The 22,646-nt window shown below is 41.7% G+C and carries 25 protein-coding genes; 4 read left to right on the forward strand and 21 right to left on the reverse strand.

What is annotated here, in order from left to right; all coding sequences use genetic code 11:
- Positions 1–14 precede the first annotated feature (14 nt).
- The 3 genes from BV372_RS24805 to BV372_RS24815 all read right to left on the reverse strand — a co-directional run bounded on the left by BV372_RS24805 (position 15) and on the right by BV372_RS24815 (position 3,291).
- Positions 15–1,988: an ATP-binding protein gene (locus BV372_RS24805; protein ID WP_086689155.1), complete on the reverse strand. Its 1,974-nt coding sequence runs from the start codon at positions 1,986–1,988 to the stop codon at positions 15–17.
- Between the two features lie 31 nt (positions 1,989–2,019).
- Positions 2,020–2,223: a hypothetical protein gene (locus tag BV372_RS24810; protein WP_086689156.1), complete on the reverse strand. Its 204-nt coding sequence runs from the start codon at positions 2,221–2,223 to the stop codon at positions 2,020–2,022.
- A gap of 189 nt (positions 2,224–2,412) precedes the next feature.
- Complete coding sequence (locus tag BV372_RS24815; RefSeq protein ID WP_086689181.1) at positions 2,413–3,291, reverse strand: sulfurtransferase; 879 nt, start codon at positions 3,289–3,291, stop codon at positions 2,413–2,415.
- A 97-nt stretch (positions 3,292–3,388) separates the two neighbouring features.
- Here BV372_RS24815 and BV372_RS24820 point away from each other — a divergent pair, with 97 nt between their 5' ends.
- Entirely contained in the window at positions 3,389–4,099 is a 711-nt protein-coding gene (locus tag BV372_RS24820) for a LuxR C-terminal-related transcriptional regulator (RefSeq protein WP_086689157.1), read from the forward strand.
- Positions 4,100–4,330: 231 nt separating this feature from the next.
- On the opposite strand, the gene BV372_RS24825 is transcribed toward BV372_RS24820, so the two are convergent.
- The 8 genes from BV372_RS24825 to BV372_RS24865 form a co-directional block, all read right to left on the reverse strand.
- The gene (locus tag BV372_RS24825; RefSeq protein WP_086689158.1) at positions 4,331–4,585 is read right to left on the reverse strand and encodes a hypothetical protein; all 255 of its coding nucleotides are present in this window, start codon (positions 4,583–4,585) and stop codon (positions 4,331–4,333) included.
- On the reverse strand, positions 4,572–4,760 hold the full coding sequence (locus tag BV372_RS24830) for a hypothetical protein (protein ID WP_086689159.1): 189 nt from the start codon (positions 4,758–4,760) through the stop codon (positions 4,572–4,574). The genes BV372_RS24825 and BV372_RS24830 overlap by 14 nt, the downstream gene beginning before the upstream one ends.
- Positions 4,761–4,971: 211 nt before the next feature.
- Positions 4,972–5,244, reverse strand: a complete 273-nt coding sequence (locus BV372_RS24840) for a DNA adenine methylase (protein WP_086689160.1) — start codon at positions 5,242–5,244, stop codon at positions 4,972–4,974.
- Positions 5,245–5,325: 81 nt separating this feature from the next.
- Positions 5,326–6,597: an MFS transporter gene (locus BV372_RS24845; RefSeq protein WP_086689161.1), complete on the reverse strand. Its 1,272-nt coding sequence runs from the start codon at positions 6,595–6,597 to the stop codon at positions 5,326–5,328.
- Positions 6,560–7,024 (reverse strand): MarR family winged helix-turn-helix transcriptional regulator, encoded by a 465-nt coding sequence (locus tag BV372_RS24850; protein ID WP_086689162.1) that lies wholly within the window; start codon positions 7,022–7,024, stop codon positions 6,560–6,562. Before BV372_RS24850 ends, BV372_RS24845 begins: the two co-directional genes overlap by 38 nt.
- Before the next feature lie 13 nt (positions 7,025–7,037).
- Positions 7,038–7,892: an ABC transporter permease gene (locus BV372_RS24855; protein WP_086689163.1), complete on the reverse strand. Its 855-nt coding sequence runs from the start codon at positions 7,890–7,892 to the stop codon at positions 7,038–7,040.
- Positions 7,849–8,703, reverse strand: a complete 855-nt coding sequence (locus BV372_RS24860; protein ID WP_086689164.1) for an ABC transporter ATP-binding protein — start codon at positions 8,701–8,703, stop codon at positions 7,849–7,851. Before BV372_RS24860 ends, BV372_RS24855 begins: the two co-directional genes overlap by 44 nt.
- 169 nt (positions 8,704–8,872) lie before the next feature.
- Complete coding sequence (locus BV372_RS24865) at positions 8,873–10,069, reverse strand: NAD(P)/FAD-dependent oxidoreductase (RefSeq protein WP_086689165.1); 1,197 nt, start codon at positions 10,067–10,069, stop codon at positions 8,873–8,875.
- A gap of 415 nt (positions 10,070–10,484) precedes the next feature.
- Between BV372_RS24865 and BV372_RS24870 the strand changes: the two genes are divergently transcribed.
- Complete coding sequence (locus BV372_RS24870) at positions 10,485–11,216, forward strand: trans-aconitate 2-methyltransferase (protein WP_086689166.1); 732 nt, start codon at positions 10,485–10,487, stop codon at positions 11,214–11,216.
- A 73-nt stretch (positions 11,217–11,289) separates the two neighbouring features.
- Here the strand turns inward: BV372_RS24870 and BV372_RS24875 are convergent, their stop codons facing one another.
- Positions 11,290–12,057 carry a dienelactone hydrolase family protein gene (locus BV372_RS24875; RefSeq protein ID WP_086689167.1) on the reverse strand — a complete coding sequence of 256 codons (768 nt, stop codon included), beginning with the start codon at positions 12,055–12,057 and terminating at the stop codon, positions 11,290–11,292.
- Positions 12,058–12,155: 98 nt separating this feature from the next.
- Between BV372_RS24875 and BV372_RS24880 the strand changes: the two genes are divergently transcribed.
- Positions 12,156–12,569 (forward strand): VOC family protein, encoded by a 414-nt coding sequence (locus BV372_RS24880; RefSeq protein ID WP_256973441.1) that lies wholly within the window; start codon positions 12,156–12,158, stop codon positions 12,567–12,569.
- A 73-nt stretch (positions 12,570–12,642) separates the two neighbouring features.
- Here BV372_RS24880 and ssuE read toward each other — a convergent pair whose 3' ends face one another.
- The 3 genes from ssuE to BV372_RS24895 form a co-directional block, all read right to left on the reverse strand.
- A complete protein-coding gene (gene ssuE / locus BV372_RS24885; protein ID WP_086689168.1) occupies positions 12,643–13,206 on the reverse strand; it encodes an NADPH-dependent FMN reductase in 564 nt (187 codons plus the stop codon).
- Positions 13,207–13,436: 230 nt separating this feature from the next.
- Positions 13,437–14,597, reverse strand: coding sequence for an FMNH2-dependent alkanesulfonate monooxygenase (ssuD, locus tag BV372_RS24890; protein WP_086689169.1), 1,161 nt, complete (start codon positions 14,595–14,597; stop codon positions 13,437–13,439).
- A gap of 431 nt (positions 14,598–15,028) precedes the next feature.
- Positions 15,029–16,213, reverse strand: a complete 1,185-nt coding sequence (locus BV372_RS24895) for an acyl-CoA dehydrogenase family protein (RefSeq protein WP_086689170.1) — start codon at positions 16,211–16,213, stop codon at positions 15,029–15,031.
- Positions 16,214–16,475: 262 nt separating this feature from the next.
- On the opposite strand from BV372_RS24895, the gene BV372_RS36655 reads away from it, so the two are divergent.
- The gene (locus BV372_RS36655; protein ID WP_179198225.1) at positions 16,476–16,634 is read left to right on the forward strand and encodes a hypothetical protein; all 159 of its coding nucleotides are present in this window, start codon (positions 16,476–16,478) and stop codon (positions 16,632–16,634) included.
- A gap of 96 nt (positions 16,635–16,730) precedes the next feature.
- Here BV372_RS36655 and ssuC read toward each other — a convergent pair whose 3' ends face one another.
- The 6 genes from ssuC to BV372_RS24925 form a co-directional block, all read right to left on the reverse strand.
- Positions 16,731–17,531 carry an aliphatic sulfonate ABC transporter permease SsuC gene (gene ssuC / locus BV372_RS24900; RefSeq protein WP_086689171.1) on the reverse strand — a complete coding sequence of 267 codons (801 nt, stop codon included), beginning with the start codon at positions 17,529–17,531 and terminating at the stop codon, positions 16,731–16,733.
- Positions 17,532–17,637: 106 nt separating this feature from the next.
- The gene (locus BV372_RS24905; protein WP_086689172.1) at positions 17,638–18,450 is read right to left on the reverse strand and encodes a class I SAM-dependent methyltransferase; all 813 of its coding nucleotides are present in this window, start codon (positions 18,448–18,450) and stop codon (positions 17,638–17,640) included.
- Positions 18,451–18,664: 214 nt separating this feature from the next.
- A complete protein-coding gene (locus BV372_RS24910; RefSeq protein WP_086689173.1) occupies positions 18,665–19,528 on the reverse strand; it encodes a TauD/TfdA family dioxygenase in 864 nt (287 codons plus the stop codon).
- Positions 19,529–19,752: 224 nt separating this feature from the next.
- Positions 19,753–20,877, reverse strand: a complete 1,125-nt coding sequence (locus BV372_RS24915) for an aliphatic sulfonate ABC transporter substrate-binding protein (RefSeq protein WP_086689174.1) — start codon at positions 20,875–20,877, stop codon at positions 19,753–19,755.
- Between the two features lie 510 nt (positions 20,878–21,387).
- Positions 21,388–21,831 (reverse strand): hypothetical protein, encoded by a 444-nt coding sequence (locus BV372_RS24920; protein ID WP_086689175.1) that lies wholly within the window; start codon positions 21,829–21,831, stop codon positions 21,388–21,390.
- Positions 21,832–21,869: 38 nt separating this feature from the next.
- A partial coding sequence (locus tag BV372_RS24925; protein WP_086689176.1) for an ATP-binding cassette domain-containing protein occupies positions 21,870–22,646 on the reverse strand: 777 nt, incomplete at its 5' end.

The following is a 22,646-nucleotide window of genomic DNA, read 5'->3' on the forward strand; positions in this document are numbered from 1 at the left end:
TTAAAATTAGCTAATTACGCAGCAAGCTGACTTTGCTGGCTTAAGGGAATTGCGATCACAAATTCTGTACCTTTACCTAAAGAAGAATTACACTGCAATTTACCCTGATGTTTTTCAGTAATAATTTGATAACTGATAGATAGACCTAAACCTGTACCTTTACCAATAGGTTTAGTAGTAAAAAATGGATCAAATAATTGCTTTTGTACGCTTTCTGGAATACCAACTCCATTATCGAAAATACGAATAATTACTTGCTTGTCAGCAGTAAGTTCAGTTTGAATGCGAATTTCTCCTTTGTTATTTGTCAATAATGTAGACATGCTTGCTTCAGCTTCCCGTAGGTTCTGACTCATCACTAATAACTCTTCTACGGCATCAACTGCGTTTGTTAAAATATTTAGAAATACTTGATTAAGTTGCCCGGCGTAACATTCTACCAGTGGCAGATCAGCATATTCTTTAATAATCTCAATTGCCGGATAATCAGATGTAGCTCGGAGACGACTTTCGAGAATCATTAGTGTACTATCAATACCCTCATGAATATTTACCGCTTTCATATCCGCCTCATCTAAGCGCGAAAAATTTCGTAGAGATAGCACAATTTGTTTAATTCTGTCGGCACCTACTTTCATTGAAGTTAGCAACTTCGGTAAATCTTCCATCAAAAAATTCAATTCAATTGCTTCTGCTTCATCGAGAATTTCTGCTACTGGCTCAGGATAGTGATGTTGGTAAAGTTGCAGTAATCTCAGCAAATCTTGAGTATATTCATGGGCCGGATTCATATTACTATAAATAAAGCTGATAGGGTTGTTAATTTCGTGAGCTAACCCCGCTACTAACTGACCTAAGCTAGACATTTTTTCAGTTTGAATCAACTGCGTTTGAGTTTGTTGTAATTCTCTTAAGGTTTGCTCTAATTCTTGCGCTTGCTGTTGCAGCGTATTTTGTTGTTGACTCAGCAGCACAACTTGCATTTTTGCTCGTTGAGATAGTTGGATTTGTCGCCAAGCTACAATCGTCGCAACGCCAAGCAGTCCACCTAATATAGAAGCAAGTAAGTTGAGCGCTCCTAGCTGAGATTCGATATTTTCACGCGGTATAACCAGAGCTACTGACCAATTTACTTGTTTGAGAGGAACATGAGCAACATATTTGTTTGTACCGTCAATGGAAATGAATTCAATTCCTGGCTGTTGCTTCACCATCCGACGAGCGATCGCAGCTAAGTCAGGATCGGTTGAATTCAGAAAGCTAGTAGCTGGTTTTTCTACCGTTGACATCAAGGCTGGATTGGGATGAACAATTGCTTCTCCCAATGAGTTAAGTGCAAATGCATAACTACCATTACCGTAGTGTAGTCTATTTACTACTTGATTAATGCGATCTACTTTCAAACTACCGTTCATAACTCCAATGGGACGGCTGGTAAGGTCATAACTTTGGCGAATCGGGGAAGCAACCGCCACTGAAGGAATTCCAGTAGTACGACTGATGAAGGGGTCAGATATATTTGTTTGTCCGGCGATCGCTTTTTTAATAAAATCCCGATCTTTGTTGTTCTCATTGGTTTTGCCTACTTCAGTGTTGTAATAAGAACCATCAGGAAGCGATAGCGCTATCTTGGAAAATTCATTAGTGCGTTTAATTTCTGCTTTTAAATATGGTTCAATAAGTGACCAATTTAAAGAACGCGCCACATCTGTATTAGCAATAGTTTGAATTTCAATAGAACAAATGGCTAACCATTGATCAATCTCATCGGTTCCTTGACGAACCTGAAGCAGTGCTTTTTCTTGAAGTTGCTGAAGAATTAATCCCCTAACTACTAAATAGCTAGCAATGCCAATCACACCTATAGCAAAAGTAGTACCAATTAAAATCAACGGCGTTGCTAAATTATGCGATCGCTTTTCTGGTTGATTTCCATTTTGCTCAAGCTGGAATAAATAACGTAATTTTTTCCGAACTGACAGTCTCATTACATCTATCTCCATGTCTGTGTGTCAGTTCTTATGAGAAGTCTGGGCTGGAATCGGTGCGGAATTGTACTAGTTCGTTGAAGGTAGGGTACTGCCATTTTAAAAGCTTGATGACAACTGCTAGGCGATCGCGTTCTCTGACTGCCCGATATACTTGGGTGCGAGAACCTGAATAAAGTCGCTCCATAATTTGGTAGCCAGCCAGCCTTACAGTTCCATCAACTTTTGCACTCATACATTTTGACGAGAATTCTTGTACTGAGATTAGAATTCCCAGAGCGATATCTGGCCTAACAAACGTTGGAAAATTTGCGGGGGCAACGACCAGATACAAGCAGGTGAAGTGAGCTCGCGCACTAGCAGCTTTTGCAGGGTAGGACATCTTCACAAGAAAATGTCCTATTTAGACGCGCATTAGCTCAAACTATGCAACTCCACCAGGCTCTTTCATCCATTGCACTGCGTTGTTATATTGCTCAATCGGTGCATTAGGGAGACGGCTCCATTCATTCCACGACCCATCATAATTTCGCACTTTGGGATACCCCAGTAAATATTTCAACACAAACCAGGTATATGCGGATCGCCCACCAATGGCACAGTAAGGAAACACTTCCTTGTCAGCTGTAATACCTTTGCTACTGTAGAGATGATGTAACTCTTTGGCTGACTTAAACGTTCCATCGGCGTTGAGGGACAGGGTATGCTCAATATGCACAGCACCCGGAATATGTCCCCCGCGTTCTGCTGCTTGTGGCGGCTGCATCATGAATATTTCGCCACTGTACTCTTGAGCGGTACGGACATCCAACAAAACGCGATCTGCCTGACTCAAAGATGCTTGAACCTCGGACTGCAAAACCCGCAAGTTGGCATCGGGAGCTTTCGCACGGTAGTTAGTGGGGGTAAAGTTCGACAACTCCGCTATTAATGGGCGACCTTCTGCTAGCCATTTCTGATATCCACCATTAAGAACATATACCTGTTCATGTCCAAAGGTTTTCAAAAGCCAGAAAATCCAAGCTCCTGTTCCAGGATAACTGCCATAAGCAATAATGGTTGTTTCATTGGAAATACCTGACCGTGAAAGCAGCTTTTCTATGGTCGTTGGATCTAAATTTATGCGGAGATCGGGCATCAGCAGATCCGTGAAGATATTCCAAAAGACTGCACCAGGAATGTGAGCGTTGTTGTATGGTTCTGGACTCATATCAACCTCGACTACGCGAACTGTGGGATCGTTGAGATGATCCATCAGCCATTGTGTATCGATGAGAACTTCAGGATGAGCATACTGAGACATGGGCTTTTCTCCTGTCATTTGCACTAAAGCTAAGATTAAAAGAGGAGTATTAGCTTCGCCCAGTCCTCGATCGTGTACAGTTTCCGACACAGTGACCATGAGAAATTCGTTGCAGTTGCTCTTTGAAGCCATCAACCAGGCGCAGAATGAACAAGAACTGCGATCGCGTGTCGTGCCAAAACTCAGTGAGTATTTTACGACTAAAAAATGTGGCGTTTTCTTTTTCGATCAACTTCTCTTTGCAGATAGTAAACTTCAGAAAATATTGGAAGTTGGGCTATCAATCGAACATAACCCTGTTGTGCGTTACTTAGTAGAGCGTCATGCTCCTGTGCATGAAGCCTTGGTAGCAACACCCAATGTCTGGAGAATGATTTGTCCCCGACCCGATCATTGGCACGTGATGGCAGGGCCGATTGTGAGTAACGGGCAATTAGTGGGTGTAGTCGGCTTCACTCGTGAACAGACAATGACTGCATTTGACGCACAAGATTTAGCAGATTTAAGCGCGCTTTGCCTGCACCTATCAATTTGGAATGCAACAGTGCGATCGCGATATCAACCTTTAAAGAGCGATCGCTTAACATCCCGTGAATTGGAAATTGCTGAATTAGTTGCGTTAGGGTACACAAACGCCGAAATTGGTCATAAACTTTGGATTACAGAGAATTCTGTCAAGCAAGCTCTCAAGCGAATGTTTCGTAAGCTTGAGGTTTCCTCTCGTGCTGAGATGGTTGCCCAGCTTGCCAAGGTTACAATTGCATTGCAGGGCGATGCAATTCAATTGCAGGGCGATGCATTAATATAACAAGCCGATGCAATTCAATTGCAGGGCGATGCATTAATATAACAAGCCGATGCAATTCAATTGCAGGGCGATGCATTAACATAACAAGCCAATGCAATTCAATTGTAGGGCGATGCATTAATATAACGAGCCGATGCAATTCAATTGCAGGGCGATGCATTAATATAACGAGCCGATGCGATCGCTCAACGTTACAGTTTGTTGCCATAGATAACATTTGGCTCTCGTAGATCAACCTTGGTCGGTTGCGTCCAATGTGATGTTAGGCTGCTGATCGCTACTGCTTCTAGCTGCTTCTAGCTTTTGACGAATCGCTGCTTGAACCTTCTCATCAAAATCGGGATCGCTCAGACTTGCAATAATCCTACGTGGACGCTGATTGATTCTGTCTAAGTATGCTTGAAAAGCAGCGTGATCCTCTCGATGTTTGAGAAAATACTGTTTCAATTCAGGATCAGACATTTCATTGTAATTAACTTGGCTCATCAGAAAACTCCCCATTGGGTAGGATTTGGAACTCAAGCTCTTCGTTATACCCAGCTAATATATATACGTTACGAGTTTGGTTATCAACACAAATAAGATGTATGGGCTGAAGCATGATGTATGTCAGTTGATAGCCGACGCGATATAAACTCTCTAATTGAGCAGCAGTAGGCATTCCAGTCACTTACTCCACCTATTGCCTATTTTAACAGTTGTTACCTGAATACTATAGTCACCTTAGATTCTGCCTCCATAGTGACTTATAGAAACATTTGGGAGCAAGTTTTTACATGAGAGTTCAGCCATTCTGGATCAGACCAGTTCTACCAGAGAATCTAGAAAATCTAGCCTTACTAATATCGCCAAATCTATAAGCAGCGATCCTTCTACCATTGCTTCCTGTAACGCGGAAAGTTTCTAGAGGAATTCCATGTTCTCGAACATCTCTTGCTTTCTAATAATTTAACTAGGGGTTGATTTAAATCATTGAGCCAAAATTTTTGGGAAATTCTTTGATAAGAGGCGGCAATACTAATTGCAGCAGTTCCCGCAAATGGCTCTACCAATCTATCCACAGCATTAGGGAGAAATTTGAGAATATCTGACGCAAGGTTTCTTTTACTGCTTTGGTACTGAACCAGATGCTGGAGGCTTGCCATCTTACCAAAGAAAAAATTATTTCAATAAGCTTACCATAAGGGTAAAGACAGCTAATAGTTAAGTATTCCTCAACTCATTTCTTACTCATACTCGTGCAACGCCCCTAACTTCCGCATCTCTGGCCAAATCATCGCTGTTGCAATCACCACAATAATCGTGCCAATTCCGCCGCCAACCACGGAAACTATGGGGCCAAACAAAGCAGCAGCTAAACCTGACTCAAAACCCCCTAACTCATTGGATGCACTGATAAACACGCTGTTAATTGCAGCGACTCGACCGCGTAAATGGTTGGGTGTGCGAATCTGAACTAAGGTATGACGAATCACAACGCTGATACTATCTAATGCGCCACTCAATGCCAGCATCAGCAGTGATAGCCAAAACCACCGCGACAAGCCAAAGATAATTGTTACTACACCAAAACCGACCACAGACCACAGTAAGGCAGGCCCGGCTTTGCGTAAGGGTGGCAGATGTGCTAAGGTTACCGCCATAATTAGCGCACCAATAGATGGGGCGGCTTGCAGATACCCCAACTCTACAGGGCCAACGTGCAAAATATCTTTGGCAAAGACGGGTAATAAAGCTACTGCACCCCCTAGCAGCACTGCAAACATATCTAGGGTGATTGCCGCTAAAATTATCTGATTTTGCCAGACAAACTCCGCACCACCAGCTAAAGTTTTGAGTGATATTGGTTCTTTGGAAAGAGCAGTGTTTTGCTGTTTAATTGGCAATGTTAAGGCAAAACACAAAAATGCTGCGATCGCTGCCAATACATATACCCCTGTGGCATTTCCTAAAGCAGCAATAGCAAATCCTCCCAAGGCTGGGCCAATGACTGTCGCTAACTGAAAGCTGGTACTATTCCAAGTAGCTGCATTCGTGAAAGCAGTGGTAGGTATCAACTGCCACATCATTGCATCGCTGGCAGGCTTTAAAAACGCCCTTGCTACACCTGTTAAAAATAAGCAGGTATAAAAAAGAATAATTGCACCTTGGGTATAAGAAACTACTGCCAAAGCCAATGAGCAAATAGCCAGCAGCAAAATAGATAGTAAAGTAGTAAGCTTGCGATCGCGTCTGTCAGCGACGTGTCCAGTTATCAATGTCAGGGCAATCATCGGTAGCACTTGCGCTAGCCCTACCCCACCTAATACCAGTGCTGAGTTGGTACGTTCATAGAGTTCCCAACCAATCGCCACTGTCTGCATTTGTGAGCCTGTAAACAGGAGTACACGCCCAATCGTAAATAGTCGATAATCTCGAAACCTTAAGGCTGCAAAGGGGTCGTGTTGTGTCGCCTCAGCATTAAGGAGCTTTTTTAATTTCTGTTTGCTCGAAGACATTTTTGAGTAGAGCCAAGCCTTCTTCAATATGTGATACTTGTTCTGGTGTCAGACTCTCTAGAATGTCGGCAATATGAGTGCGAGTTGTTGCTTGGGATTGCTGTAATAACAGTTTTCCTTCTTCTGTTAAATTCAGAACTATTCGCCGCCGTTCTTGAGGATGATCTGTACGTTGTACCAGATTGCGTTGTACTAACCGTTCTATGGTTGTTGATGCTGTAGCACAGGTGACACCTAAATGCTCCGCTACCTCAGATAATGATGCACCAGGATTGCGGTTAAGAAATGCTAGCGATCGCAACTGAGGTATGGATAGAGATTCAGCATTGTGACTGCGCATATCGGCTCGGATAAACCGCATCAGTAAAGGAACTGTTTCCATTACTCTAGAGGCACATTCTTCAGAGGGTTTTCCGAGCTTGGGCATCTTTTTCTCCTAATTACATCGCCACCCGTGGATAAAGTCGTCCACAGATAACAGTCAAGCCTATTAATGTTAACAAGAGAATTGTACAGTCCAGACCAAACCCATAAACACTGGAGCCATTGGCGATCATTGTGGCGCGTAAAGCATCAACTTCATAAGTTAAGGGATTGATACTAGAAATAATATGCAACCACCCTGGCATCAGCGATAAGGGATAGATGGCATTACTAGCAAAAAACAACGGCATTGTGATTAATTGCCCTATACCTGTAAACCTTTCTCGGCTTCTTACCAAACAGCCAATGATTAATGAAAAAACACAAAAACAAGCTGCGCCTAAAAGTACAATTACTACTACTTGCAGTAGCGCTAAGGGATTAAGGTTAAGTTTGACACCTAACAGCAGTGCTAATCCATAAATAATCACTATTTGTGATAAACTCCTAATTCCACAAGCGACAGCTTTACCCAATACCATCGCCGCACGAGGTATAGGACTTGCGAGAAATTTATGCACAATTCCTAAATCTCGCTCCCAAATCAGCGTCATCCCGCCTGTAAAAATCGCTACAAATAATACGCTCTGAGCGAGAATACCAGGAGCCATAAATTCCAAATAAGATAAGTTTCCTGTAGGAATAGCGCGAGTACGGGTAAAAACTTGTCCAAAAACTAGTAGCCACAACGCAGGCTGTACGCCCCGAATTAATAAATCATAGGGATCGTGGCGGAGTTTACGTACTTCTAGTTCAGCGATTACAAAAGTTTTGCTAAATAATTCTGCGATTGCAGAGATAAAATTGCCTCGATGTGCAGGCTTGGGTTCAACCCAACCGTTGAGCATTACGTCTGGTTCTTGCCGTGTCATGATAACTAACTCCTGATGCTAATTCGGCCCCTGTATACTGAATAAACACATCATCCAAAGTTGCGTTTGGTTTATCTAAGCCAGCTTTTAAATCGGTGGGTGTGCCAGTTGCAATCACCTTACCTTGGTTCATAATCGCCACCCGATTACACAAACTGTCGGCTTCTTCTAAAAAGTGAGTGGTTAAAAATATAGTTGTGCCGTAATCTGCACGGAGTTCCTGCACCAAATTCCAGACTTGGTTGCGCGCAACTGGATCGAGTCCGACTGTTGGCTCATCTAAAAACATAATTTGGGGTCGATGCAAGATGGATTGGGCAATTTCTAGCTTGCGAATCATCCCCCCAGAATAATTTCTCACCAAGCGATGAGCTGCTTCCTCCAAACCCATAAATTCCAATACATCGCGGATGCGCTGTTGGCGTCGTTTAGATGGAATGTCGTACAGCTTGGCAAAAATTAAGAGATTTTCATAGCCTGTAAGACTGCCATCAGCAGAAAGAGCCTGCGGTACATAGCCGATTGCTCTTCTCACAGCCTGAGATTGATGAGTTACATCATAACCAGCTATAGTTGCCCTGCCACTACTTGGTGGTAGCAGCGTTGTCAACATCTTAATTACTGTACTTTTCCCTGCTCCATTAGGACCGAGCAAGCCAAACACTTCACCAGGTGCGACAGAGATATTCAGCCCATCAACGGCTGTGAACTTGTCAAAACGGCGCGTGAGTTCCTGTGTTTCCAATATGACCGATTTCGGAAAGTTGGTAGGCGTTTCTAACCGATCGGCTCTTCCCGTAAGTTTTGTCACGAGTAAGATGCACTTCCTTGAGAATATAATTAGGTAAGCTAATTATTAGCTTCTCATATATTTGGTGTAAGTCAAGAGCCTAAAAGCTATCAACCCCAGCTAATCGCTAGAGCAAGGACATCTTGCGTAACTGTTTCAACAAAAGCTAGTCACAACGCTAATTTTCGATTCAGTATGGCTTGTAGCCATAGAGCCAAGTTTGAAAATCATCATTATTTGCTAATTGCGATCGCTCTTGCATTTGTCTTTCAGATGTCTCAGTATCGGTTTCGTAATAGCGCATCTCACCCAAGGCGCTACGACCTTGAATAACTTGTGTGCGCTCAATGCGCCGCTGTTCATACCTAATTAGAGCTGCTTCCAGAGTAGATTTCTGGGACAAACACGCTTGCAGTTCATATGCATCTTCAAAACTAGAATTTGCTCCCTGCGCCATAGCAGGTGCCATTGGATGGGCAGCATCGCCTAAAAGTGTGACTCTGCCTTGACTCCAATGGCTCAATGGTGGGCGATCGCAGATAGGATGTTCCTTGATTTCCTCCGCTGGTGTTGCTTCTACAACCGCTCGAAAGGATTTGTCCCAGTCTTTTAATTCATGAAGAATACGAGATTTGACTTGTTCGGCACTTTGAGAAAGAGAGCAATCTGGTAAAAATTTACGACTAATCCAACTGGTATAGCCATCACCCACATTGAGCAGGTACATGAACTGTTTATTACCTTTAATAAAAACTAGATCGTAGGAATTAAACAGTTCGTGGTTATATTTGATGACTGAACGCCAACACATACTGCGCAAATAATTAGGCTTACCTTCACCAGTTAAAGTTTCTCTAATAACAGAGTTGACGCCATCAGCACCAATTAGTAAATCTGCATTTACTGTATTTCCACCATCAAAATAGATTTCCACATTGCTGTCATTTTGTTTAAAGCCGATGCAGCGATGATTCAGATGGATAATGTCTGATGGCAATCTGGATGCCAGAACTTGCTGTAAATTCCACCACCAAACAATGATAAATGTCTGTCCGTATTTCTCTAAATACTTGGCTGTGTTAGCCCGGATTGTTTCTCCACTAACATTTTTTAAAGCTGTCTGACGAAGTTCAGTGCCAGAAATTTTAAGACTCTCGACTATTCCCGGGGAAATCGCTTCTAGACAGTTCAAGCCGTTGGGACTTAGTCCTAGACCAGTACCAGCTGGGCGAAACTCTTGTGCTTTTTCGTATACCTGAACATCAAATCCTTTGTTTCGTAGTGCAATAGCAGTAGCCAAACCACCTGGACCAGCACCGATAATCGCAATTTTTGCTACTTTATGTTTTTCTGAGTTCTGGGTTAGAGCCTGTTCTTGTATATTCATATTACTTTTTAGGCTAAACTTCAATTACATTAGTTAAAAAAAGCCTTATAAAGATATATCAAATCTTAAATATAATCTTAAATATATAGTACTCATATTTGATTTTTTAAAAAATTCATTACAACTCCAATAGCATTTTTTACTGTTTCCTGTTTCCTCCCTATGTAAGTAATTTTAGGAATCAAATCGGATTGCTATAGATACCTGTACAAAGGTTTTTAAATATTTTAGCAATTAATAAAAAAATTAAATATGTAAAAAAAATCTTGATTTTCAAAATTTTTAATTGAAAAAATAAAATTTTATACCTTTAGAGAGTAGACTTTTCGATAAATAAAGGTTAAGAAATAGACAAGATAAAATTTTAGGCTTACTGTTAATTTCATGTAGGCATAAATAGAGCCATCTAGAAATTATGCAAGAGTATTACAAAGAAGACCTCGCATTTATTCATGATGTTGGTTTTAATGATTATGCTCTCAAATCTGCTCCAGGCATCTTAAAAATTCTGGCTGAAAATAACATTCGAGAAGGGCTGATATTAGACTTAGGTTGTGGTAGCGGCTTATCGGCGCAAGAATTCACGAAAGCTGGCTATCATGTTTTGGGAGTTGACATCTCTGAGTCGATGATTGCAATCGCACGTGCAAGAGTACCAAATGCTGAGTTTCTCATTGGCTCACTGTTTCAGGTTGATATCCCACCATGCAATGTTGTGACATCGATTAGTGAATGTCTTAACTACCTGTTCGATCAAAACAGCGATCGCCAAACGCTAATTAATCTTTTCCAACGCATATATAGCGCCTTAACTCCTGGCGGTGTATTCATCTTCGACATTGCAGAACCAGGACAGGTTACAGAAGGAATAACTAAGGGATTTACTGAAGGTAAAGATTGGGTAGTACTTGTTGAAAAAGAGGAAAATCAGGAGAAAAGCATTTTAACCCGTCGGATTATCAGCTTTCGCAAAGTGGGGGTACACTACAGACGGGATGATGAAGTACATTACCAGCAGTTATACGAAGCGACAGATATTGCCAATGAACTCCATCAAGTTGGGTTTGAAGTTCAGACGATGCGTAATTATGGTGAATATGCTTTGCCAAAAGCTCATGCAGCCTTTATTGCACGGAAATCAAAATGAGTTCGTAGTTAGAACTTTAGTTTTTAATTTTTAAGTGCTAAAGCGATCGCTACGAACTCACTAAAATATGAGATTAGGTTGTTTGCAACAATTCTACTTTTTTTAAGTTCTGTTGAAATAATTCCAAAACGTGCTTCCAAGCATCAGCAGATGCTTCTGCATTGTAACTAGCTCGATGGTTGCAGAAAAAGCCGTGGTCTGCTCCGGAATAGCGAAAGACTGCATGAGGAATTTGATGTTTTTTCAACTCCGCTTCAATCTGCTCTATGTGTTCTAAGGGAATCCCCTTGTCCTCTAAGCCAAAGAAGGCGTATAGAGGATTTTTAATTTCGGCAGTGTGAGTAATAGTAGGCGCACCACCACCAGGAGTCGAGGTGGGAATACCACCACCGTAGAAAGAAGCTGTAGCTTTGATATCTGGTAGTGTGGCAGCAAGGTAAACAACATGACCACCAAAACAAAAACCAATGGAACCGATCGCATCTTTTTGGACATTTGGTAAAGTTCGTAAATAAGCGATCGCCGCTTGAATATCGCTCAATATTTCATCGGCTTTGGTATGCTCTTTATGCTTCCTGCCAATCTCGATAGCGTCAGGAGTGTATCCAGCCTCGAAACCAGGAGCAATGCGTTGAAATAGAGCCGGAGCGATCGCTACATATCCTTCTTGAGCAAGTCTCTCGGTTACTTCCCGAATGTGAATGTTAACCCCAAAAATTTCCTGAATCACGATTACAGCCGGAAATGTCCCTTCATTTGCTGGTTCAGCTAGGTAAGCATCAATTTGCAAATCACCGTTTGGGACTTTAACTTGACTAGTGCGAATTTCTCTATTTGTCATCTTGGGTAGCCTAAAATTTTGTTACTTTAATTACTACGTTAATTTGACCGATTTATCGTAGTATTAAAATCAAGTCAGAGATATTGTAGCGAAATAGCATGATTCCCCAATACAGCAGCAAACTGGAGGAAGCGAAAGTGTGGCTAGATGCAATCGATCATGTTCAAGTTACATCGCCTTCCGAAGTGGAGGATGCAATGCGATTTTTCTACGGCACAGTTCTGGGACTAACTGAAATTGCCAAGCCTGAGGCACTTAAAAACAATGGAGGCGCTTGGTATGGGCTGGGAAATATCCAGATCCACATCAGTATAGAGAATAACTCCCATAATGAAGCGTCAAGACGACATATTTGTTTTCGAGTGCATAACTTGAATGCTTTTGAAGAGCATCTCAAAGCGCATGGGGTAGAAATTATTAGCGATCGCCAACTCATACCCGGATACAATCGCTTTTATATCCGCGATCCTGGCGGAAATCGTCTAGAGATAGCAATGGCACAGCATTCGTAAATTTAAAAAAAGTAGCAGTTAGGCAAGAGCAACCCAACTGCTACTGGGAGCAGAAAGGAGTAAAGATTATTGGCTAACCAGCATGAGCGACTTCTTTTGTGGTTGAAGAAGTATTAATCGCTTTTACCAAATCATGCAAAACATCCTGTAGCCTCTGGGCAATTTCTGCATCTAGCTGAATACTGCCATCAGGTTGTACTTGAATTTGCTTATCGACACTGTAGATAGTACTGAGTATGTGCCGTCCTCCTAATTCTGACAGCACGGGTTTTAAAGCATACTCTATTGCCAATAAATGAGCGATCGTCCCGCCTGTTGCCAACGGAACTATGACTTTCCCCGCTAAGGCTTTTTGGGGTAACAAGTCCAAGAATGCTTTCAGGACACCTGTGTATGCTGCTTTGTAGATGGGTGTTGCAATAATAACACCATCAGCTTTTGCTAAAATAGCTTTCGGTTTTTCTAAAGCTGGACTATCGTAACGTCCAAATGCTAAATCTTCAGCAGGAATGTCACGCACCGAAATAATATCTACTGTGAAGCCTTGCTGCACAAGAATTTTGCTTGCATACTCCAGTAAAGAGTAGGTTCGGGAAGGATGGGAAGGGCTACCTGCGATCGCTAAAATGTGGGGCATGGTTTGAAGTTCTCCTGGGAATTATATTTGAAGAAAGGCAGGAGGCAGAGGGCAGGAGGCGGAAGGAAAGCCCAGGAATAAGTATGTTCGGATTTAAGTAGGAAGAAGTTTTTAGCTTATTCATAAATAAATCTCAGGGCTTGTATGCTTTTTTGTTTTGAGGCAAAAGTTTTACTGAAAAACTTAATTTAACCTTCTGCCCTCTGCCATCTGCCTTACTACTTAAATGTTTAATCTACAGTCGCTGCTGCTGTTTTATTAACTTGTTGTTTGGGAAATTCACGATTGGCAACTATTTCGCCAAACGGACTAGTCATCTGTGGTTCGATGGCAGGTAAATTTTCTAAAGGCAAATGTGGGAAGAGTAATTCGGCGACACGATACGCTTCTTCTAAATGAGGATAGCCAGAAAAGATGAAAGTCTCAATCCCTAAATTTGTATATTCCAACATTCTGCGAGCCACAGTATCAGGATCGCCGACTAAAGCAGTCCCCGCACCACCGCGCACTAAACCAATTCCTGCCCATAAATTGGGGCTAATTTCTAAAGCGTCCCGGCTACCTTTGTGTAATTCTTGCATCCGGCGCTGCCCTTCTGAGTCCATGCGGGCGTAAGCTTGTTGAGTTTTGGCGATCGCATCTTCATCTACATAGCGAATTAAATCATTTGCCGCATCCCAAGCTTTGCTTTCGGTTTCTCTGACAATTACGTGTAGCCTTATACCAAAGCGGATTGTCCGTCCTTGTGCTTCTGCTAGCCGACGCACTGAGGCAATTTTTTCAGCAACTTGTGCAGGTGTTTCCCCCCAAGTTAAGTAAACATCCACGTGTTTAGCAGCGATTTCTTGCGCAATCGGTGAAGAACCACCAAACCACAAAGGCGGATAAGGTTTTTGTACAGGTGGAAACAGTATCTTGCCATCTTGGACGTTGAGATAGTCGCCTTGAAAATTAGTCACTTCGCTTGCTGCTATTTGCCGCCACACTGTCAAAAATTCGTCTGTAAGTTTGTAGCGATCGTCATGCGAAAGATGCAAACCATCTCCTGCCAATTCCACAGGATCGCCACCTGTAACCACGTTAATCAGCAAACGCCCACCGGAAATGCGATCGAACGTTGCAGCCATGCGTGCAGCTACTCCAGGTGACATCAACCCCGGACGAATTGCTACCAAAAACCGCATTCTTTTCGTATGGGTTACTAGCGTTGATGCCAAAATCCACGCATCTTCACAAGAACGCCCTGTAGGTAATAAAGCCCCTGTAAAACCCAAATGATCCACGGCTTGAGCAATCTGTCGCCAGTAATCAAAGTTTACTGCCCGCCCACCTATTGCGGTGCCAAGATAGCGTCCTTCTCCGTGTGTGGGGATAAACCAAAGTAGTTGCATAATCCCTAATTTAATGTGGCTGCAAAATCTGATTACTTTCAATACTACGGTAAATGCGTCGATATACCGTATTTATTTGTCATCTTAATAATATTACACAGATGAAGGGGGAAAGCAATATATTTACCAAAGGCAAGAAACACAAGGAGAAGAATTAATGACTCTTGACGCAGCACTCTTTCAAGGTAGCCATTCAACCCCGTTTTGGAACCAAGCATGAAAAGTTTTCATTTGGTAGGGTGCGTTATGGACTTTAGTCCTAACGCACCGAAAATCTTGGATAATGCGGTGCGTTAGCCTACTGGCGTGGCAAGGCTAAAGTTGTGCATTAGATTTCTAATTGATAGGGCGCTAAAGCGCAACTACGAACATTTTTTATTGCAACATTTTAGTCTTGTCACGCCACTACTTTTGAAGGATTCATGGTATGTCTAAGTCAGAGAATTCACACCCAAGGCTCGTTTTCCCAAAGACAACCAAATTGCATCATTTTGTGGGGTATGAATGCGGCTGCAAAGAACATCGCGATAGTAACGTTCTAAAGGATTATGACGTGATAAGCCTGGATTACCAATAAGTTCGAGTCCTTTTTCGACGGCGCGAATGGCATTACTCGTGGTGAGATATTTCACAGTTTGCGCCTGTAAACCTACGTTGCTGTCATACTCTGCGCGATCAATATCGTTGGCTAAACCATAAATTAGGCGATCGCTAGCGTAGAGCAAAGCTTCAATTTCGCCGATCGCCGATTGAAAGCGGGGTAGAGTTGCTAAACTAGCTCCTAAATTAGTAGGCGATCGCTCATTCAAATAACTCACTAGCCAATCTCGCGCAGCTTTGGCTACGCCCTGATACAATGCACTCAACCACAGGCTCACACCAGCTAATTGCAGCGGATCGGGAGATGACCAAGCTTTCAAGGGGCGAATATCCAAAGCATACTCTGAAGGAATCAAGACATCTTCTAAAATCAAATCGTGGCTACCAGTTGCTCGCATTCCCAAGTGATCCCAAGTTTCGTCAATGCGGAGGCCTGGAACATCACGAACGACAAGAAAATTACCAACTCGCGGTTCTGCTTCTGTGGTTCGCGCCCAAACAATGAAATAACGCAAAATTGGGCTGCCTGTAGTGTATTGTTTATGACCATTTAATAGCCAACCCTTAGCAGTCTGTTGGGCAGTGGTTGCAGGTAGTCCACCCCTCGCAGGTGTACCCAACTCTGGTTCCACACGAGCAGCATTTAATAAGGCAATACCTTCTACCGATTCACGACACAATCGTTCGTAAATCACAGGATTCCAGCGACGGGTGCGAGCAGCATTGACGTGTTGTAGATAGTGCATCGTCAATACTAAGGCAGTAGCACCATCCCCACTAGCTATTGTTTCAATCACTCGGCTAACAGCGGCATATCCTAAATCTTGACCACCAAACTCTTTGGGAACAGTCAGATTTAGTAGCTGCGCTTGTTGAAGAGCCGCAAAGTTCTCAAAAGGGAAAGAGCGATCGCGATCGTGGACAGCAGCGCGCGTCGCAAAGTCAGCAGCTAGGGCGGCGACACGCTGAAATAAATCTGTGGTAGGTGTCACTGGATATGTATCAACTTTTACCATAGTTACTTCTTCTGTGTCAGCAAAGGATGAGTGAGCAGATATTTACACGCGATGTCCGAGGTATTGTTTTGTTAGAATCTGGTTGTATCAAAGATAGAGAAGACAGTTCTCATAATTAGTAATCGAAAAGTTTATCATTGCTGTATTGATGATTTTTTGATGAAAATTACCCAGACTTACCCCAAGTTTTAGTTTCTCGAAACTATTTCTATACAGGAAATTGAGCAAGAACAACCTTTAGTTAGAATAACATTCTCAGTGAATGACCTTGCCACAAGTCTATACTTCAGCTTTAGGTGCGTTAAAGCTGTCACTTTCTCAAGCGCTCAAATCCTTACATAGCCGTAACACAACAGCAGTTTTGCAAAGAGAAAATCTCCACCGCGAACTGCTTATCCTACTGAATAATTTAGTTGAATAATCAAAAATATAGCAGCCAAAAATTATTGTAGATTCCTGGCTGCTACTGAAGTGCTTTATCTGTAATGCTAATGAATAGCAAACTTACAAATTTGAGTTAGGCCTTTGTATAACTAGGATTCCATTGCAACCAGTAATTTTCCAAAGATCTAGCGATCGCATCTGCTAATTTACCAAATAAGGCATAGAGCAAAATGCTTACGACCACAACATCTGTTTGCATAAATTCTCTAGCGTTCATTGCCATATAACCAATACCAGAATCAGCAGCTATTGTTTCAGCAACAATGAGTGTCAACCACATAATACCTAAGGAAAAACGGACTCCTACCAAAATAGAAGATAATGCTCCTGGAAGAATAATTCGCCAAAATAAACCCCAGGTATTTAAACCATAAACTTTTCCCATCTCGATTAATCCTGGATCGACACTACGAATTCCATGAAAAGTATTTAAATAAATGGGAAACATTACGCCCAAAGATACAAGAAATAATCTAGCTTCATCTCCAATACCAAACCACAAAATGACCAAGGGAATTAATGCTAAGTTAGGTATATTACGCAGCATTTGAATAGAAGTATCTAACAATTTCTCAGCAAGGGGAGAAATGCCATTGACTAAACCTAAGATAAAGCCAATACTTCCACCAATTAAAAAGCCAGAAATTGCTCTTGTAGCACTAATAGCAATATTTCTAAATAGTTCGCCTGTTTGAGCTAAATGAACAGCAGCTCCCACAACACTTAAAGGTGCAGGCAAAATTCGCGTAGGTATTATCCCTACAGAAGATAATAACTGCCACACAACAATTATGAATAGAGGTACGAACCAGGGAATTAAGGATTGAATATGGCGATTCTTAAGGAATAGTAATTTTAACTTTTGCTTTTTCATAGCCTGTCTTGATGGAAGATTGTGAGGAGTAGAAGAGATACTTTTCATGTGAATGTTGTATTTTTGAATCGTGTTCTATGAAGTAGCTAGATAAAGTTGTGAGTAACTAACTTTTCCAAGCAGCAATAACAGTAATCGGTAGTTCTTCTGTAAATATTCCTGAAGGCTCTACTTTTAGTAGAGATTCTTTGAGGTCTTTCTCAAATTTATGGCGATTTTCTCCAACAAAAGATGGTAGACAGAAAGCCGTAGAATACAGATAACCGAGGTAAGTATCAATTGTCCAAGATTTTTCGTATTTAACTTCATACGTGGCTTGACGAGGGAATGATGATTTCGCCAAAATTTCTTCATGAGAAACTGCCAAAGGTTGCCATACGCCTTTACCACCTTGACCTGTACGGCGTTGTTCACCTAACCAGCGTTTGACAACTGAAATTGCTGTTGTTTTCCACGGATGGTCACTATTCCAAGGGTCTTCATGAGTTTTGATAATGGCAAGACCACCATGATCAGTAAGTAGATTGTATATACGTTCTATTACCAATTCTCGCTGCATCCAGTGAAAAGCTCTACCAATTGTCACTAGCTGGAATTTACCAACAGCAGGAGAGATATTTTCTGCCCTATCTTGTACCCAACTAATATTTGTAGCTCCCAGTTCTACTGCTTGCTGTTGTGCTTCTAGAAGCATATCTGCATCGGGATCTAAACCGATGACTTCTTGAAAGCGATCGCGTAAAGGAATTGCAATTAACCCCGCACCACAGCCCAAATCTAGTAGCCTTCCTTTACCATCTAGTTGAAATTTCTCTGCGAGCGAATCAAACAAAACAGGTGGATACTGGGGTCTGTAGCGAGCATAATACCAAGCTGCGCCTTCAAATAAGGTAGGATCGTAAGTGGGAATTGTTGTCATATAAGTAATGCGAGAGATGTCTAATTGATGGTATTCACAAATTCAGTTTTTATTGAGCGAACAACCGCATTAAGTTTGATAGTTAAGCCATTAATAGAAGCCTTAATTCGTAGGGTAAGCATTGCCCACCTTACAGAATTCTTGATTTTAAATCATGATTGAGGATGGCTATATAATCAAAAGTTTTGCGGTTATCCTCTAAGAATCTCAACTACTAAAAAGGACGACTGCCAGCTAAACTTATGCGTTTCATTACCCGTCGTTCCTTGGGATCAAAAGCTTGTCGATGGTGCAAAGTCGCTTGATTATCCCAGTAAACAATGTCACCTACAGACCATTTATGTTGATAGTAAAACTGTGGCTGGTTGAGATGCTGGCGTAAATATGCAATTAATTCTGCTCCCTCTTGGGGATCTAAACCGACAACTTCTACTTCGGTTTTGTAGCCAAGGTATAAAATCTTTTTGCCGCTTTCTGGATGTGTGCGTACTAGAGGATGAGGAAAAACAGGGCTAATGAGAGGAATACTCTGATCAAGACGGTAGTTAGAACGAGGTGCGTTGCGGTCTTGCAAAAACGGGTTGTAAGTAATCAACTGCAAGTCGGCAATCCGTTTTTTGGTAGACTCATCTAACGTTTCATAAGCCAAGTTCAGATTCAACCAAGAGGTATCTCCACCTTCGACGGGTACTTCTAAAGCATAGAGTAAGGAGCCGCTAGAGGGATAAGGAGTCCAATGGTGATCGGAATGGAAAGTTAATTCACCAGTACCTGTATAACCACCATCGACATTGGAAACAGGAATAATTACAGGTGTAACCCCAGGTTCTGAAGCTAAAACTGGGATATCTTGCGGTGGTACAAACAGAGAGCCAAAGTAGAATGCAAAATTCAAAAATTGCTCATCAGTAAGCTGTTGATTTTTGAAGATCAGGATATGGCGATCGCGCAATGCTTGTTTAAGTTGCAAAATAACTTCAGGTGCAACAGATTGACTAGCATCCAGTCCCGTAACCACAGCGCCCAAAGGTGCATCTAAGGGAGTAATTTTAACTTCTGTTAACGTTAATGTGGGCATAATATTTTCCTACTTTGAGAACAAGCCAGAGGGAAGCAGAAATAAAGATATTTACCAATTCTTAACTACAAAGTAGATGATGTCTGCTTTGACGAAAGAAATAGCAGATTTGAAAAGACAATCAAGAAATTTTTTATGTACAGAATGGCTGAAATAGCCTGGTAGTTAAAATTAGAAAAAATAACTTCCGTCAGCGATCAACCCTTCTGCCATCTGCTTTTTATTTACTGTTTAGCTAAGACATCTTGAGGTGTAATTTTGGTATACTCTTCAGGTTTCAAAAACCCATCTCTGACATTCACCTTTTTAGGTATAAGCCCTAGGCTGTACCATTTATCTGCCACTTCTTGTTGCTTGGTGATAATTTTCTCGGTAATTGGTTCCAAAGCAAAATCATATTTACCATGCATTGCTTCTAATGTTGGTACATCGAGTTGCGTCGCTGGTGCAAGTAATTCTGCGATTTCTTTTGGATGTTGTTTAGACCAAATTTGTGCTTTTTGTAGTTCCTCCAGAAAAACTTTAATCACTTCTGGATTTTCCTGATAGAATTTGCGTGTTGTGGAGTAAAAGTTGTTGGTATCCCGTAATCCATTACCACCATCTATCAGCACACGACCGACTTTTTTCTGTACATTTCTAGTGACAAATGGCTCCCAGATAAACCAAGCATCAACTTTACCTTGGCTAAATGCTGCATTCGCATCTGGAGGCGGTAGGAAAACTGACTGTACATCAGAAAGTTTTAGCCCTTCTTTTTCTAACGCTCTGACTAACAGGTAATGTCCAATAGATGCTTTTTGGAAGGCAACTTTTTTACCTTTCAAATCTTGAACACTTTTAACAGTCGAGTTATTAGGAACTAACAGCGAAACTGCTCTTCCATCAGAGGAATTAGCCGATAAATATATTAAAGGCGTTCCCGCTGCTTGAGCAAAGATAGGCGGTGATTCTGCTGTGGAAGCAATATCAAGACCATTAGCATTTAATGCTTCTAATTGTTGTGGACCCGCAGCAAACTCAGGCCATTCAAGCTTGTAACCAAGCTCTGCTAATCTTTTTTCTAAGTTGCCTTGTTTTTCGAGAACAGCTAGGGCAGTAAGTTGTTTAGAACGTACAATTCTAATGACTTTTTGTCCACTACTAGCTGTAGATGTATTCGCTGTATTAGTTGTATTGGTTGTATTAGATGAAGATGAATCTGCTTGTTTTTGAGTATTTTTTTCTGGTGTACTGCAACTAAATAGTGTTGTCGATAACACTAAGGTGTAACCAAGAGCAAATAATGCTGAACGGCGAGTAATGCGTCCGCGTTTCCAGAATTTTAATTTATCTTTCAGATCTTGCATTAATTAGCTAACCTCTGCCTTTAAACCGATTACAAAAATTACAAACTTGGAGAATTATAAATACCCTCATCTAAGGGCTTCGGGTATCTATAAAATTTTTTTTACTCTTGAATTCGGATTTCATGGAATGTTATTAAGCTTGAGCTAAATGCAATGAAAAAATTTCTTTAATATGGATAGCGCTACTATCTAATTTGTGAAAATTAACCCTGAATAAAAGAACCACAGATGCACATATTGGAAAAAAGAAGATAATGACAACTGATTTGTGAGTCAAATTTTAGGAATTAAGGTGGAGTAACCCACCTTAAGATAGATTCATGAGAGGTTTACTGTGGTGGAAACTTATATTTGAACAATAATATTAATCTTGGCTCAGCCTCTATTTCGTTTAGGATTGCAACGATATTAGGAAATAAGGGGGAAGAAAAATATTGCTCTTCATAAGAGAAACGAATTCTCTTCCCTTGCGCCATGTTTGTTGAAAGTTCACTCACAGCTAAAGGCTAACTATTTCCCATGTGTTAAAAACTCTTTTAGGGAAAGGAAGCGCCGTGTTACTCCCCCGAAGGATAGGGATTTACATGACGCTTCACCAGCGGAGGCAAAGTGACCAATATAGTTGTACTGGTAATTGGAGATTGAGCAGTGTGCCGTCCAATCCATACCAGAAGAAAGGGTGGTGGGGAATAGTTTCAATTCGACACACTTAGCTGAAACAGGATCGTAATCATATTCGCTATCTAAGCCATTGAACCATTGACCACAAGAAGCACTAGCTAAATCCTCTAGGAAGCGATCGCCAATCTCAGATCCACCCACCAACTCTAAATCATCTAAGAATGCTGGAGAGAATTCCTGAGTATGGACATCGGGATCGATGACATGATAACCGAGGCGATCGCAGATTTGTGCAGATTTAAATTTCTGTGGACGGTCAACAGCAATAGTCATAACTCAAAATTCAAAGTTCACAACGAGGTTGAAATTCTTTACGCTGACAAAGATGTGAAAAACACTGGTTGTTCTTGCAAACCTGGTTCGCGCTCTTGCTGACCCATGACTCGTTGTAAAATTTTCTCGACTGTCTGAGCTAGTACAATGTCTCCCCTAACTCTTGGCCGTGGGAGATTAATCTGTAAATCTAGCCCTATCTGACCGTTCTCAATCAGTAACACTCGGTCTGCTAGTACAACAGCTTCTTCCACATCATGGGTAATCAGTAATGCAGTAAATCCTTGCTCTTGCCATAATTGCTCAAGTAATTGCTGCATTTCAATTCTTGTTAGCGCGTCCAATGCTCCCAATGGTTCATCTAGCAACAATAAAGCAGGATTACTAGCCAAGGCTCTTGCTAACGCTACCCGTTGGCGTTGTCCACCAGAGAGGACAGAAGGCCATTCGCTGGCTCGGTCTTCTAAACCCACAGCACCCAAGACTTGTAAAGCTTTTTGTCTGGCATAAACTTTCGAGTTAGCGCCTAATAAGCCTAACTCCACATTTGTGATTACTCGCTGCCAAGGTAGTAACCGTGCATCCTGAAACATCATGCGGATACTTGGGCTAATACGATGATGTGAATGCTGGTCATTTAACAACACACTACCCGCACTCGGAGCGTCTAGTCCAGCAATCAGGCGTAACAACGTACTTTTACCACAGCCACTGCGACCCACAATGGCAACAAATTCCCCAGGACGAATATCTAAATCAATTTCTTGCAAAACTGTTTTTCGTCCAAAGGACTTTCGTAGCCCTTCGAGTTTTAA

The organism is Nostoc sp. T09, from assembly GCF_002154695.1.
In the GTDB taxonomy this organism is placed as follows: Bacteria; Cyanobacteriota; Cyanobacteriia; order Cyanobacteriales; family Nostocaceae; genus Aulosira.

Excerpts from the sequence above, each read along its gene's own strand:
- BV372_RS24905 (WP_086689172.1), bottom strand. The coding sequence starts at position 18,450 with ATGACAACAATTCCCACTTACGATCCTACCTTATTTGAAGGCGCAGCT.
- BV372_RS24805 (WP_086689155.1), bottom strand. The coding sequence starts at position 1,988 with ATGAGACTGTCAGTTCGGAAAAAATTACGTTATTTATTCCAGCTTGAG.
- ssuD (WP_086689169.1), bottom strand. The coding sequence starts at position 14,597 with ATGCAACTACTTTGGTTTATCCCCACACACGGAGAAGGACGCTATCTT.
- BV372_RS24810 (WP_086689156.1), bottom strand. The coding sequence starts at position 2,223 with ATGAGTGCAAAAGTTGATGGAACTGTAAGGCTGGCTGGCTACCAAATT.
- BV372_RS24910 (WP_086689173.1), bottom strand. The coding sequence starts at position 19,528 with ATGCCCACATTAACGTTAACAGAAGTTAAAATTACTCCCTTAGATGCA.
- BV372_RS24880 (WP_256973441.1), top strand. The coding sequence starts at position 12,156 with ATGATTCCCCAATACAGCAGCAAACTGGAGGAAGCGAAAGTGTGGCTA.
- BV372_RS24845 (WP_086689161.1), bottom strand. The coding sequence starts at position 6,597 with ATGTCTTCGAGCAAACAGAAATTAAAAAAGCTCCTTAATGCTGAGGCG.
- BV372_RS24875 (WP_086689167.1), bottom strand. The coding sequence starts at position 12,057 with ATGACAAATAGAGAAATTCGCACTAGTCAAGTTAAAGTCCCAAACGGT.
- BV372_RS36655 (WP_179198225.1), top strand. The coding sequence starts at position 16,476 with ATGACCTTGCCACAAGTCTATACTTCAGCTTTAGGTGCGTTAAAGCTG.
- ssuC (WP_086689171.1), bottom strand. The coding sequence starts at position 17,531 with ATGAAAAAGCAAAAGTTAAAATTACTATTCCTTAAGAATCGCCATATT.
- BV372_RS24815 (WP_086689181.1), bottom strand. The coding sequence starts at position 3,291 with ATGTCTCAGTATGCTCATCCTGAAGTTCTCATCGATACACAATGGCTG.
- BV372_RS24855 (WP_086689163.1), bottom strand. The coding sequence starts at position 7,892 with ATGACACGGCAAGAACCAGACGTAATGCTCAACGGTTGGGTTGAACCC.
- BV372_RS24865 (WP_086689165.1), bottom strand. The coding sequence starts at position 10,069 with ATGAATATACAAGAACAGGCTCTAACCCAGAACTCAGAAAAACATAAA.
- BV372_RS24830 (WP_086689159.1), bottom strand. The coding sequence starts at position 4,760 with ATGCCTACTGCTGCTCAATTAGAGAGTTTATATCGCGTCGGCTATCAA.
- BV372_RS24840 (WP_086689160.1), bottom strand. The coding sequence starts at position 5,244 with ATGGCAAGCCTCCAGCATCTGGTTCAGTACCAAAGCAGTAAAAGAAAC.
- BV372_RS24870 (WP_086689166.1), top strand. The coding sequence starts at position 10,485 with ATGCAAGAGTATTACAAAGAAGACCTCGCATTTATTCATGATGTTGGT.
- BV372_RS24895 (WP_086689170.1), bottom strand. The coding sequence starts at position 16,213 with ATGGTAAAAGTTGATACATATCCAGTGACACCTACCACAGATTTATTT.
- BV372_RS24915 (WP_086689174.1), bottom strand. The coding sequence starts at position 20,877 with ATGCAAGATCTGAAAGATAAATTAAAATTCTGGAAACGCGGACGCATT.
- BV372_RS24850 (WP_086689162.1), bottom strand. The coding sequence starts at position 7,024 with ATGCCCAAGCTCGGAAAACCCTCTGAAGAATGTGCCTCTAGAGTAATG.
- ssuE (WP_086689168.1), bottom strand. The coding sequence starts at position 13,206 with ATGCCCCACATTTTAGCGATCGCAGGTAGCCCTTCCCATCCTTCCCGA.
- BV372_RS24820 (WP_086689157.1), top strand. The coding sequence starts at position 3,389 with ATGAGAAATTCGTTGCAGTTGCTCTTTGAAGCCATCAACCAGGCGCAG.
- BV372_RS24920 (WP_086689175.1), bottom strand. The coding sequence starts at position 21,831 with ATGACTATTGCTGTTGACCGTCCACAGAAATTTAAATCTGCACAAATC.
- BV372_RS24825 (WP_086689158.1), bottom strand. The coding sequence starts at position 4,585 with ATGAGCCAAGTTAATTACAATGAAATGTCTGATCCTGAATTGAAACAG.